This is a genomic window from Gracilibacillus sp. Marseille-QA3620 (assembly GCF_054950035.1).
In genome coordinates, this window is record NZ_CM143102.1 from 1,533,131 (window position 1) to 1,546,483 (window position 13,353).

10 protein-coding genes are annotated in these 13,353 nt (G+C 42.9%); all 10 read left to right on the forward strand.

The features are described from left to right. Nucleotides 1–24 precede the first annotated feature (24 nt). The 10 genes from dpaA to ACY8DX_RS07810 all read left to right on the forward strand — a co-directional run bounded on the left by dpaA (nucleotide 25) and on the right by ACY8DX_RS07810 (nucleotide 13,072). Complete coding sequence (gene dpaA / locus ACY8DX_RS07765) at nucleotides 25–927, forward strand: dipicolinic acid synthetase subunit A (RefSeq protein WP_049671384.1); 903 nt, start codon at nucleotides 25–27, stop codon at nucleotides 925–927. Then, complete coding sequence (gene dpaB, locus ACY8DX_RS07770) at nucleotides 924–1,514, forward strand: dipicolinate synthase subunit B (protein ID WP_049671383.1); 591 nt, start codon at nucleotides 924–926, stop codon at nucleotides 1,512–1,514. The genes dpaA and dpaB overlap by 4 nt, the downstream gene beginning before the upstream one ends. A 186-nt stretch (nucleotides 1,515–1,700) precedes the next feature. After that, nucleotides 1,701–2,747, forward strand: coding sequence for an aspartate-semialdehyde dehydrogenase (gene asd / locus ACY8DX_RS07775; RefSeq protein ID WP_049671382.1), 1,047 nt, complete (start codon nucleotides 1,701–1,703; stop codon nucleotides 2,745–2,747). A 127-nt stretch (nucleotides 2,748–2,874) separates the two neighbouring features. Beyond that, on the forward strand, nucleotides 2,875–4,125 hold the full coding sequence (gene dapG / locus ACY8DX_RS07780; RefSeq protein WP_049671381.1) for an aspartate kinase: 1,251 nt from the start codon (nucleotides 2,875–2,877) through the stop codon (nucleotides 4,123–4,125). 35 nt (nucleotides 4,126–4,160) lie between these two features. Continuing rightward, nucleotides 4,161–5,033: a 4-hydroxy-tetrahydrodipicolinate synthase gene (dapA, locus tag ACY8DX_RS07785; protein ID WP_439803433.1), complete on the forward strand. Its 873-nt coding sequence runs from the start codon at nucleotides 4,161–4,163 to the stop codon at nucleotides 5,031–5,033. A 220-nt stretch (nucleotides 5,034–5,253) separates the two neighbouring features. Then, complete coding sequence (locus ACY8DX_RS07790; protein WP_049671379.1) at nucleotides 5,254–6,921, forward strand: ribonuclease J; 1,668 nt, start codon at nucleotides 5,254–5,256, stop codon at nucleotides 6,919–6,921. Nucleotides 6,922–7,962: 1,041 nt separating this feature from the next. Beyond that, on the forward strand, nucleotides 7,963–8,706 hold the full coding sequence (locus ACY8DX_RS07795) for a ClpP family protease (protein WP_049672949.1): 744 nt from the start codon (nucleotides 7,963–7,965) through the stop codon (nucleotides 8,704–8,706). Beyond that, nucleotides 8,703–8,915: a YlzJ-like family protein gene (locus ACY8DX_RS07800; protein ID WP_049671378.1), complete on the forward strand. Its 213-nt coding sequence runs from the start codon at nucleotides 8,703–8,705 to the stop codon at nucleotides 8,913–8,915. The genes ACY8DX_RS07795 and ACY8DX_RS07800 overlap by 4 nt, the downstream gene beginning before the upstream one ends. Before the next feature lie 177 nt (nucleotides 8,916–9,092). Beyond that, a complete protein-coding gene (locus ACY8DX_RS07805) occupies nucleotides 9,093–11,432 on the forward strand; it encodes a DNA translocase FtsK (RefSeq protein WP_049671377.1) in 2,340 nt (779 codons plus the stop codon). Between the two features lie 560 nt (nucleotides 11,433–11,992). Continuing rightward, nucleotides 11,993–13,072: a BMP family lipoprotein gene (locus ACY8DX_RS07810; RefSeq protein WP_049671376.1), complete on the forward strand. Its 1,080-nt coding sequence runs from the start codon at nucleotides 11,993–11,995 to the stop codon at nucleotides 13,070–13,072. The last annotated feature ends 281 nt before the right edge of the window (nucleotides 13,073–13,353 follow it).

Consider the following 13,353-nt stretch of genomic DNA (forward strand, 5'->3'; position numbering starts at 1 on the left):
CAAAGAAGAAGGTGAACCTCCTCCATGCTCACAGGGATGCAGATTGCTGTCCTTGGCGGAGATGCCAGGCAGCTTGAAGTAATTCGAAAGTTGACAGAATTGGATGCAAAAGTGTATTTGACTGGATTTGAACAATTGGCACATGCCTATACAGGGGCGGTGAAGGAAGGGCTTGAGGACCTGCCTGTAGGTGAGTTGGATGCAATCATTTTGCCGGTAGCAGGGACCAATATGGAAGGGAAAATTGAAACGATTTTCTCCAACAAACAAGTCGTTCTGACAGAAAGCTTCCTAAACAATACACCTGAGCACTGCACCATATATTCCGGAATCAGCAATGATTATTTAACAGAAGTCACTGCCAAAACAAACCGAAAGCTCATCCAACTCTTTGAAAGAAACGATGTAGCCATCTATAACTCCATTCCAACAGTTGAGGGTGCAATCATGATGGCAATCCAGCATACCGATTTTACCATTCATGGTTCAAATGTCATTGTGTTAGGTTTGGGTAGAACAGGAATGAGTGTGGCGCGAAGCTTTCATGCCCTCGGAGGTAAGGTCAAGGTTGGCGCCAGGAAAACAGAGCATATTGCCCGGATAACGGAAATGGGACTAACTCCTTTCTTTACGGCTGATTTAGAGAAGGAAGTAGAGAATGTGGATATTTGTATTAATACGATTCCGCATAAAATTATTACGGCCAATGTCCTCGCCAAAATGCCTTCACGTACATTAATTATCGACCTAGCCTCAAAGCCTGGAGGGACCGATTTCCGTTATGCTGAAAAAAGAGGCATAAAAGCCATTCTGGCACCAGGATTGCCGGGTATTGTTGCTCCAAAGACAGCCGGAAAAATCCTGGCCAATGTCCTTGGACAGCTATTGTATGAGGAACATGAGATAGGAAAGGGGAAACAATCATGAAAATCAGCGGCAAGCGAATCGGCTTTGGTTTAACAGGCTCCCATTGTACTTACGATGAAGTCTATCCACAAATTGAAAACTTGGTAAATGAGGGAGCGGAGGTTATTCCTGTTGTGACCCATACCGTGAAAAATACAGATACGAGATTTGGAAAAGGAGAGGACTGGATAGCTAGAATTGAAAAGCTGACGAATCGTAAAGTCATTGATACAATTGTAGATGCAGAGCCTCTTGGTCCGAAGATGCCGCTCGACTGCATGGTCATTGCCCCAATGACTGGAGTTTCTATGAGTAAATTTGCCAATGCGCAAAATGATTCACCAGTACTGATGGCAGCAAAGGCGACATTACGTAATCACCGCCCAGTTGTACTTGGTATCTCGACGAATGATGCTCTTGGTCTTAATGGGGTTAATTTGATGAGATTATTGAGTACGAAGGACATTTTCTTCATTCCATTTGGCCAGGATGATCCTTATAAGAAACCGAACTCAATGGTGGCAAGAATGGAAAGCTTGATTGAGACAGTCGAACATGCGTTGGAGATGAAGCAAATCCAGCCAATTTTAATCGAAAGATTCTCTTGAAAACCGCGATAATCGACAAAAATATAGTATAATAGGTTTTTAAAAGAACTATTTGCTATCTGCTTTGAAAAATGTTGCTCTTTTTCGTAATGGATATGATAATAGTTGTGATAATTATTTAAATCTTTACTACAGATATAGTGCAAAATTCTATCTATAATTGCTCAAGGAAGGGGTAACAAACAAATGACGCAAAAACTATTCCATGTGGCTGTCGTAGGCGCAACAGGCGCAGTCGGACAGCAAATGATTGAGACACTCCAAAAAAGAAACTTCCCAATTGGGGAAATTAGTTTATTATCCTCTTCTCGTTCTGCTGGAAAAGAGATTGAATTTAATGGGAAAAAGGTTACTGTACAGGAAGCTCGCCCAGAAAGCTTTGAAGGCGTAGATATCGCCTTATTCAGCGCAGGGGGAAGCATCTCGAAAAAACTTGCTCCTGAAGCAGTAAAGCGCGGGGCAATCGTAGTTGATAATACAAGTGCTTTTCGTATGGATGAGAATGTACCGCTTGTGGTGCCTGAGGTGAATGAAGAGGACCTCCGCGGACATAATGGAATCATCGCCAATCCGAATTGCTCCACCATACAAATGGTAGCGGCACTAGAGCCGATCCGTCAGGCATACGGACTGAAGAAGGTTGTCGTTTCAACTTATCAGGCTGTTTCTGGAGCGGGTGCTGCTGCGATTGAGGAATTAAATAATCAGACAAGGGCGATTCTCGGCCAAGAGGAGCCAAAAGCAGAGATCCTTCCGGTTAAGGGAGCAGAGAAGCATTACCAAATTGCATTCAATGCCATTCCCCAAATCGATGTCTTTACCGATAACGGATTTACGTTTGAAGAGATGAAGATGATCAATGAAACAAAGAAAATCATGCATATGCCGGAATTGAAAGTATCTGCTACATGTGTGAGATTGCCGATTGCAGTCGGCCATTCAGAATCCGTTTATATTGAAATTGACAAGGACGGAGTCACAGCTGAACAGATCAAGTCACTTCTTAAAGAAGCGCCAGGTATTGTCCTGCAGGATAACCCTGAAAATCAAGAATATCCGATGCCGGCTGATTGTGTTGGCAAGAACGATGTATTTGTAGGTCGTGTGCGGAAAGATTTGGATGAGGAGAAAGGATTCCATATGTGGGTCGTTTCCGATAATCTATTAAAAGGGGCAGCGTGGAACTCTGTTCAAATTGCTGAGAGTCTTGTTCGTTTAGGAATTGTCAACTAATGAATAGATGCGCCAGCCGAGCTTTTGCATAAGGCTCAGGGTTGGATGTTTTAAACCATTAATCAACAATGTATATCTGGCCTTTTTGATCTATGCCGTTCAAAAAGGCCGATTTCGAGGTGTAGAAATGAAAATAATCATTCAAAAATTCGGCGGTACATCCGTTCGTGATCCAAAAAGCAGAGAATATGCCTTAAATCATATAAAGAGCGGATTGAAGAAGGGGTATAAGGTTGTTGTAGTCGTTTCTGCCATGGGCAGAATGGGAGACCCTTATGCAACCGATACTTTGCTGTCTCTTGTCAATGGTCCGAGTACTCTTTTGAATGAACGGGAACAGGACTTGCTTTTATCCTGCGGAGAAGTCATCTCTTCGGTTGTTTTCACGAATATGCTTCTTCAAAACGGCATAAAAGCAACAGCATTGACTGGCGGACAGGCTGGGTTCCGTACCAGCCAGGATTATACCAATGCGAAAATATTGGAGATCGATACTGACAGGCTCCTAAATGAACTGGAAAATGCAGAGGTGATCGTTGTTACCGGCTTCCAGGGCGTTGCTGAAAATGGTGACGTCACGACGATTGGCCGAGGAGGAAGCGATACATCTGCGGCGGCTCTTGGAGCAGCTTTAGGAGCAGAATATGTAGATATCTTTACAGACGTAGAAGGTATCATGACAGCCGATCCGCGCATTGCAGAAAAAGCCCGCCCGTTGTCAGTTGTCACATATACAGAAGTGTGCAACATGGCTTATCAAGGGGCGAAAGTTATTCATCCAAGGGCAGTGGAAATTGCCATGCAGGCAAAAGTGCCAATGAGGATCCGTTCCACATATACTGATGGAGAGGGTACTTTGGTTACAAGCTATCCGAAGCACCGCCGCGGCAGTGATATTCAGGAGCGCCTTGTTACCGGAATTGCTCATGTCGGACAGATTACGCAGATTAAGGTACAAGCGAAGGAAGGTCAGTATGATCTGCAGTCTGAGGTATTCACAGCTATGGCGAATGCCAGAATCAGCGTGGACTTCATTAATATTTATCCGAACGGTGTAATCTACACGGTTTCAGACAAAGATGCTGATACGGCCATCTCTGTCTTGAAAGAACTTGGCCACGATCCGATTGTCGAGCCGAATTGTGCCAAGGTATCGGTTGTCGGCGCCGGAATTACGGGTGTGCCTGGTGTGACGGCAAAGATTGTGACCCCATTATCGGAGAGAGGAATCCAAATCCTGCAATCTGCTGACAGTCATACGACCATCTGGGTTCTAGTAAAGGAAAAGGACCTGGTTGAAGCCGTTAATGCCCTGCATCATGCATTTAATCTCCATCTTGAGGATGAAAACACAATCGATTGGGCAGTCGATTACTGAGATAATTTTTAATTTTAACTAAAGGGAGTGGAAGTATGGGTCTATTTGGCCGCGTATCCACAGCGATGGTTACCCCTTTTGACAACAAAGGGAACATCGACTTTGCTAAAACAGCTAAATTGATTGATTACTTAATTGAAACAGGCAGTGATTCACTTGTTGTGTCTGGCACAACAGGGGAATCTCCGACTTTAACGACAGAAGAGAAGGTTGCATTATTCGAGTATGTCGTGAAGATTGTCAATAAGCGTGTACCGGTCATTGCCGGTACTGGAAGCAACAATACGTATGCGTCTATCAGCTTAACGAAGAAAGCCGAAGAGGCTGGAGTGGACGGGATTATGCTCGTCGCTCCGTACTATAACAAGCCAAGTCAGGAAGGGCTGTACCAGCATTTCAAGGCAGTCGCTGAATCTACAAGCCTTCCAGTGATGGTTTATAATGTACCGGGCAGAACGGTGACAAATATTTCTCCGGAAACAGTCATTCGTCTTTCAGAAGTGCCGAATATTAAAGCGGTTAAAGAAGCCAGCGGGAATTTCAATGCGATGACCAAAATCATCGCCAACACACCTGATGATTTTGATTTGTACAGCGGGGATGACGGGTTAGCGTTGCCGGTGCTTGCTATCGGCGGTGCAGGTGTCGTTTCTGTTGCCTCTCACATTATCGGTCGTGATATTCAGGATATGATCCAGAAATTCCTTTCTGGTGAAAAGGAAGAGGCTGCAAAGATCCATCAGCGCGTTCTTCCAATTATGGAAGGGCTGTTCATGGCGCCTAGCCCGGCACCTGTCAAGACGGCCTTACAAATAAAAGGAATTGACGTAGGATCCGTTCGTCTGCCTCTTGTACCTATGAATGAAGTGGAAAGAAACACGCTTATTCAGTTATTGAACACACTGTAAGCTTGTCAGTTTCCTTTTAGTTTCTTATGGACAAAAGCCAATCCAGCGGGGTTGGCTTTTGCCTTATATTTATCATCTAGTCATACATACCAGCAGTAAAAGAGTCGTTTCAATTGATTGATTTATTGAAAAAGTCCGTCTGGGTAGCGCAAGGAAACGGATTTCGGTTATAATGGTTTCAATTGGAAATGGACGAGCAGTTAATACAGGAGGAACTAAATTGGTAAAACAACTAACACAAAACATAAAAGTAATCGCCCTAGGCGGTGCGGGGGAGATTGGCAAGAACATGTATGTCATCGAAGTAGATGAGGATATCTTCGTTCTTGATGCCGGATTAATGTTTCCGGAAACAGAGATGCTCGGTATCGATGTAGTCATCCCTGACATTACTTATTTAATCGAAAACAAAGAACGTGTCCAAGGTATATTCCTTTCTCATGGACATGAGGACCATATTGGCGCTTTACCATACATCATTGAAGTGCTCGATGCCCCTGTGTATGGGACAAGGCTGACAATCGAATTGGCGAAAGCCAAAATTGAGGAAATCAAAGGAAGAGTAGATGTTGAATTTGAAGTGGTGGATTCTAACACGGCACTTCGTTTTGCGACATCGAGAATAACCTTCTTCAAAACGAATCACAGTATACCGGATTCTGTTGGTATCTGCATCGATACAAAAGAAGGAGCAATCGTATATACAGGTGATTTTAAATTTGACCAAGCTGCTCAAGGACCATATAAAGCCGAAGTAGGTAAGATGGCGGCAATTGGAGAAGCAGGGGTTCTTTGCTTGCTGTCTGACAGCTCAGGCGCTGAGAAGGTCGGTTTTACGCCGTCTGAATCCCTTGTAGCTGCGCAAATGTCAGATGAGTTCTATAAGGCAAAAGGCCGTATTATTGTTGCCTGCTATGCATCCAATGTTAACGGATTGCAGCAAGTGTTCAATGCAGCGCGGGACAACGCTAAGAAAGTAGCGGTCGTCGGTAAATCCATGCAAAAGGTGCTCGATATTGCCCTTCGCTTCAATTACTTAGAAGTAGCAGAGGAAACACTTATCCCGGTTGATCAGCTTGAAGGCTATAATGACAATGAGATTGTTATTCTCGCTGCCGGTCTTCAAGGTGAGCCGTTTGAAGCTCTGCAGAAGATGGCTAAGCATGCGCATAAGCAAGTGAACATTAAACAAGGTGATACGGTATTGCTTGCGGCGAATCCTCTTTATGGGGGAGAGCTGCTCATGTCAAGAACGATTGATCTTCTATTTAGGGCAGGAGCCATGGTGGTCGCTGGAAAGAATCGCATTCATGTATCAGGCCACGGCAGCCAGGAGGAGCTCAAAATGATGCTCAATCTGATGAAGCCTAAGTATTTCATCCCGATTCAAGGGGATTACAAAATGCTGATTGCCCATAGCCGTATTGCCAAGTCCATTGGATTTAAACCAGAACAAATATTCATCCCTGATAACGGTGAGATTATCTCCGTATCAAAGGAACATATTGAGAGCCTTGGCAAAGTAACGACTGGCAATGTCTTGATTGATGGAAGCGGTGTAGGTGACGTCGGTAATATCGTGCTTCGTGACCGCCGTCTATTATCACAGGATGGAATTCTCATTGTCGTTGTGACACTAAGCCGTTCTGATAAAAGCATTGTCGCAGGTCCTGAAATTATCTCAAGAGGATTTGTTTATGTACGAGAGTCAGAATCCTTAATGGAAAAATCCAATTCTATCGTTCGTGAAATCGTCCTGAAGAATACATCCAAGGACCATTTTGACTGGGCAGGTATGAAGCAGGAGATCCGTGATAATCTTCATTCATTCTTATTTGAAAAAACGAAACGCCGTCCAATGATTTTACCGATTATTATGGAAGTCTGAGCATCTGCTGAAAGGATTGCTCTTTGAATAGGTTGCTTGCAAGCAGGTAAAAAACAGATTGTTTTTTACCTGCTTTTTTCTTTTGCTGCATCCATTTTTAATAGCATAATCGATATGGCAGGAATGCGCCCTTGCAGTTTTCGGCTTCAATCATGGACTTTACATTCCTTTTCCTGAATGAATAAAAAAATAAAAAAATGTTTGCAAGCGGTTTCTTTTTATGTGAGCCGGGTAAACTATAAATGAAAGGAGGATAGGAAAGAAATTAAAAAGAAAGCAGGATTAACACCTCAGGCGACTCAATCATATAGTGTTTCGTTCCGTGCAAGTACCAGTAAGAAGTAAATAAGCAAGAAACGTGAACGTTGGCTATATACCTGAATTGCCATGCGAAGAAGGGTTGCATGAATGGTCTAATGAAGATGTGGAGATATGGATTGCAGACCTGGAAGTAAAGGATATTCTGGCTTATAAACATAACTCAATCGGGAGAGGATGGAAGGGCTGATTTGGCAGACAGCTAGTGGGGATGTCACAAAAGGCCTGAATAGAATCGACCAAAAGCCTTTTATCGGATTTTCATTATAAAGGTGGCGTTATGGATATTACTTTACTTAAGGACAATCATCGATAAGCCCGATAATGACACTATTCATTGAGACATGGAAGATTGATTCCACATGTCAACACCAATCAAGTCGCAAAAGATGGGTTGAGTAACCAATAACTAAATATCAATGCAGTGTGTGTAATGTTTAGAACAAAAGGTGTAAAGAAACCTTTTATTAAGCGGAAGAAACACACTTCAGCTGAATGCAGGAACGTAAAGTACCGGACAGGAAAGTTAAGAATATAACCAGTTTATATTTAAATCAGCTGATGCATGGTTGAGTCACCTAAGGTGTTAAGAGAAGGGGAACCCTATAAAAAGGGTTCCTTTTTTGTATGCAGTGTGTTTATGACTAAACGTATGATTTCATCGTGTTTGCCCATACTAATGAGAAGCGTTTGCTTGATTTAAGAAGGGAGCCTGTGAAAACAATGGATAAAGCTGAAGAGGTGCCACGTGAGGAAAAGGCTGCTGATGAGAAGGGGGTTTCCCCAAGCAGCTTAATTGATAAGATTCAATCCCTGGGACAGACGAATGTGCCGCAATTACCAAAGGATTCAAATATTCATTGCTTAAATATCATTGGGCAGATCGAAGGGCATATGCAATTGCCTCCCCAAAATAAAACAACAAAATATGAACATGTCATTCCACAGCTTGTAGCGATTGAGCAGAATCCTGCCATTGAGGGACTGCTAGTCATCCTGAATACGGTAGGGGGAGATGTGGAAGCTGGACTGGCAATATCTGAAATGATTTCTTCTTTATCTAAGCCGACTGTATCAATAGTTCTTGGCGGAGGCCATAGCATTGGTGTTCCCATTGCGACTAGCTGCAATTATTCCTTTATCGCAGAATCGGCGACCATGACGATTCATCCCATTCGTCTGACAGGCTTGGTCATAGGTGTTCCGCAATCATTTGAGTATTTGGATAAGATGCAGGACAGGGTCGTTAATTTCGTCGTAAAGCACTCCAGTATTGATGAGGAAACCTTTAAGGATTTGATGTTTGCCCGCGGGAACCTAGCCCGTGACATCGGCACGAATGTCATCGGGGAAGATGCGGTGCGAACAGGCTTAATCAATGAGGTAGGAGGAATCGGGAGTGCCATTGCCAAGTTGAATGAATTAATCAAGGCAGGCAAAGAACAGGAGGGTACACCTATCCAATGACGTACTACACAATCATACCTGAGGAATTATTATCGATGGATCAGACGAACGTTGATTACCATAGCGTCTTTAACAAAGGCGGTGTGCCATTTGTTGGCGAGAGATTGCCTGATGGGTCCGTCCGGGTACACCGTATCATTAGCACTGAACCGAATGATTATTTATCCACTTCTCTATCCCCCGGCAATATAATTTATCATCCGGAATAAAAGGATTTGAAAGGCCAAATATGCTATAATTAAGGGAACAGGGATAGGCAGCCGGGGCCAGGCTGCTTTCTTTGTTTTCCTTAAGCGTTATGTCAGCACTTTTTCACCAAGAAGTACATACATAGACAATTGGCTGATATGAAGCTGCTAATTTTAGAAAGAAATACGGGTGGTTGGATGGCTAAAAATAAACGAAAACCTAGGTCTAAGAAGAAAGACCAGATCAAGTCTACCTTAAAATACGAAATATCCGGACTCGCCTTATTTGGCTTTGCAGCGATTGCCATGGCCAGGCTGGGTGCAGTTGGAACTTCATTCGTGATTTTGGCTCGCTTTTTCATGGGAGAATGGTACATATTATTATTATTAGGCCTTATGATATTCAGTATATACTTGATATACAAACGGGAGATTCCGTTCTTCTTTAAAAGGCAGCTTGTCGGCATTTACTTAATGGTATTGGCGATTCTTTTATATCATCATACGATTTTGTTTGAGCATCTAGCTTCATCTGCAAACGATGCTCTGCGCCCTAGTGTCATTTTGAATACGTGGGAAATCTTTTGGATGGAAGTGAATGGCTCAGCCAGTACGATTGATTTAGGAGGGGGAATGATTGGTGCATTCCTTTATGCGGCTTTCCATTTCCTATTTGCTGATGCCGGAAGTAAATTTATTGCCTTTCTATTCATCGTTGGCGGCATCATACTCATAACCGGCAGGGGACTCATGGATTCCATCGGCAAGGTTATCTCCTCCTTTGGACGTTTCATTAAGAAACAGTGGGATGCCTTTATAGAGGATTTCCGCAGTTCCAAGACAACAAGGAAAAAGGCAGACAAACGAGCGACACGCAAGACTGAGCCGGTCATGAAAGACATAGATGTTGAGGTGCCTGGCGAGAATGCGGCAGAAGAGGTGCCATTCGAGGAAAGAATCATTTCCAATTTCGCAGACCGAGCTTATCAGGAAACGGATGGAGTGTCTGAGCCGGTATCAGATCAAGCTGATGTCCGGCCGAAAGCTGGAGAAGGGAATGCGGCTGAAAAGGAAGAGCCTATGACCTTCATGGAAGTGGAAAATGTCGACTACCAGCTTCCAAAGCTGTCATTATTAAAATCGCCTAAAAAAGCAGACCAAAGCGGGGAATATGAGCTGATTCATACGAATGCCGAGAAACTTGAGAGCACCTTTAAGAGCTTTGGGGTGAAAGCGAGAGTGACTCAGGTTCACTTAGGACCTGCTGTAACGAAATATGAGGTTCATCCTGATGTCGGCGTGAAGGTATCGAAGATTGTCTCACTGGCAGATGACCTTGCGCTGGCCCTGGCTGCGAAGGACATTCGAATTGAGGCCCCGATTCCGGGTAAATCAGCTATCGGAATCGAGGTTCCGAATTCAGATGTAGCCGTTGTTTCCTTGCGGGAGGTTCTTGAGGTCCAGCCGTCTGAGAAAAGCGGGTCTAAGCTCTTGATTGCACTTGGACGAGATATCTCTGGAGAAGCTGTTTCGGCCGAGTTGAATAAAATGCCCCATCTTCTTGTCGCAGGGGCGACAGGAAGCGGGAAAAGTGTCTGTATAAACGGCATCATCACCAGCGTATTAATGCGTGCAAAGCCCCATGAGGTAAAAATGATGATGATTGACCCGAAAATGGTTGAGTTAAATGTCTATAATGGTATTCCGCATTTGCTGGCTCCAGTTGTTACGGACCCTCACAAAGCGGCTCAAGCCTTAAAAAAGGTCGTAAGCGAGATGGAGCGGCGATATGAATTATTCTCTCACTCTGGTACGAGAAATATAGAAGGGTATAATGATCTAATTACACGCCAGAACTTGGAGGAAGGAGAGAAAAATCCTCTCCTGCCATATATTATTGTCATTGTGGATGAATTGGCTGATTTAATGATGGTTGCGTCAAATGAAGTGGAGGACGCGATTACGCGTCTCGCCCAAATGGCCAGGGCTGCTGGGATTCATTTAATTATCGCGACTCAGCGTCCGTCTGTTGATGTTATTACAGGGGTCATTAAGGCCAATATTCCTTCGAGGATTGCCTTCAGTGTATCCTCTCAAATCGATTCAAGAACGATTCTCGATATGGGCGGCGCAGAGAAGCTCCTGGGCCGAGGGGATATGCTCTTTATGCCGGTCGGGGCATCCAAGCCAATCCGTGTGCAAGGGGCTTTCCTGTCTGACCAAGAGGTAGAGGATGTGGTTGATTTCGTCATTTCTCAGCAGAAGGCGCAATATCAGGAGAATATGATTCCTGAGGATATACCGGAGCCGAGCAAGGAGACCACAACAGATGAACTGTATGATGAAGCTGTCCGTTTGATTGCAGATATGCAGACGGCATCAGTATCCTTGTTGCAGCGCCGCTTTAGGATAGGTTATACACGTGCGGCCAGGCTGATCGATGAGATGGAAGCACGAGGGGTCGTTGGCCCTTATGAAGGCAGCAAACCGCGTGCTGTCCTGGTGCCAAAGGATTTTGACCAGGCGAGTAATTCTTAATAAAGAGGACTGAAAAGGACTTCAGCGTATATAGGCTGAAGTCCTTTCGTTTTGTCTGAGTATTCGATCATATATAGGCTGATTAATTACCGGGTTATTATCGAACTAGGATGACTAAATGGTTAGATAAACATGAATAAGGTTATATTATTATATCAATAAATGATTTTGTTTATTCTTTATTATCAGGCAATATAATCGATTGATTACATATTTATCAATATTTTCTGTAGATTTCAACAGAGTTCCAAAAATTTAAAGTGTAACATTATTTTATATTAGAAAAACATATTCATTTTTTCTTTAAACCATGTTAAATTATCATTTGTTAGTAGACTTTCTATACGCGTCTGTTTTATTCATGATGTGAACTCCATGCGAAAGCATTGGAAACGTACAAGATACGGAATCATCTTAAGGCCTAAATACATATATAGATCACGTTGAATGAGGGTATCTTTTTATTACCTAATTGATCAATGGAGATTTTACTCATAAATGCCGAAAAAATAGCTCATATTAAAAAGGCTACTGACTAGATTATTTTGGAGGTTAATGCAGTGAAGAAAAGAAAATTTGGAATTGCGCTTTCACTTGTTTTAGCGGCAAGTACCTTTATGAGTGCTTGTGGAAACAATGATGACAGCAGCAAAAATAATGCAGACAAGGATCATTTCACCGTTGCTATGGTGCCTGATACTGGAGGAATCGATGATAAATCCTTTAACCAATCAGCTTGGGAAGGGCTTCAAGCCTTCGGTAAGGAAAATGGCCTGGAGAAGGGCAAAGATGGATACAACTATCTGCAATCAGAATCTGATGCAGATTACACAACAAATCTAAACCAATTAGTACGCCAGAACTTCAACTTAATTTACGGGGTAGGATTCACAATGGATGGAGCCATTAAAGAAGTGGCTAATCAGAATCCTGACACAGAGTTTGCCATTATTGATTCAGTTGTAGAAGAAGATAATGTGGCAAGCATCATGTTCAAGGAAAATGAAGGTTCCTTCCTTGTAGGGGTTGCTGCTGGGTTGAAGACAGCCTCTAACAAGATTGGATTTGTTGGCGGAGTGGAAAGTGAACTCATTAAGAAGTTTGAAGTTGGTTTTATTGCCGGCGTTAAATCAGTTAATCCTAAGGCGGATGTCCAAGTGAAATATACAGGCACATTCAGTGATGCTTCCTTAGGAAAAGCGACTGCAGAAGCGATGTATAAATCAGGCATTGATGTCATTTATCATGCGGCTGGAAATAGTGGTAATGGTGTATTCACTGAAGCCAAAAACATAAAGAAAAATAATCCTGATAAAGATGTTTGGGTAATTGGGGTCGATAAGGATCAAGCCGATGAAGGAAAAATTTCCGGAACAGATATGAATGTTACGCTGACATCTATGGTAAAACGGGTAGACCTAGCTGTACAACAAGTATCAAAAGATGCGAAGAATGGGAAATTCCCAGGTGGTGAAACAGTCGAATTTGGTCTTGAAGAGGATGGGGTGGATTTAGCTCCGTCGAAGGATAATCTATCCGATGAGATCATAAAGGCTATTGATGATTATAAAGAGAAAATCAAAAAAGGCGATATTAAAGTACCGGCAAATGAAAAAGAGCTGGCTTCCTTCTTGAAATAAGGATATATCACTTCCTTATAAACAGATGGATAGAAGCAGACAGACTTCCTTTTGAGAAGGGTTTGTCTGCTTTTTTGATGGTTCATCAGCTGACTATAAAGAAGTCGTTTTTATCCATTAGTGAGCCTATTATAGGGGGATACGAACGAATATATATTATTTTAGGATAGAATTAGTATGGCGTAATGGTTGATCGGAAGCAGAAGTTTTATTAAGGTATACTGTTTAGAAATTACCGGATAATACACCATATGATATGGGAAAAATAGGTAGTTATGTTT

Excerpts from the sequence above, each read along its gene's own strand:
- ACY8DX_RS07795 (WP_049672949.1), top strand. The coding sequence starts at position 7,963 with ATGGATAAAGCTGAAGAGGTGCCACGTGAGGAAAAGGCTGCTGATGAG.
- dapA (WP_439803433.1), top strand. The coding sequence starts at position 4,161 with ATGGGTCTATTTGGCCGCGTATCCACAGCGATGGTTACCCCTTTTGAC.
- dapG (WP_049671381.1), top strand. The coding sequence starts at position 2,875 with ATGAAAATAATCATTCAAAAATTCGGCGGTACATCCGTTCGTGATCCA.
- asd (WP_049671382.1), top strand. The coding sequence starts at position 1,701 with ATGACGCAAAAACTATTCCATGTGGCTGTCGTAGGCGCAACAGGCGCA.
- ACY8DX_RS07805 (WP_049671377.1), top strand. The coding sequence starts at position 9,093 with ATGGCTAAAAATAAACGAAAACCTAGGTCTAAGAAGAAAGACCAGATC.
- dpaB (WP_049671383.1), top strand. The coding sequence starts at position 924 with ATGAAAATCAGCGGCAAGCGAATCGGCTTTGGTTTAACAGGCTCCCAT.
- ACY8DX_RS07800 (WP_049671378.1), top strand. The coding sequence starts at position 8,703 with ATGACGTACTACACAATCATACCTGAGGAATTATTATCGATGGATCAG.
- dpaA (WP_049671384.1), top strand. The coding sequence starts at position 25 with ATGCTCACAGGGATGCAGATTGCTGTCCTTGGCGGAGATGCCAGGCAG.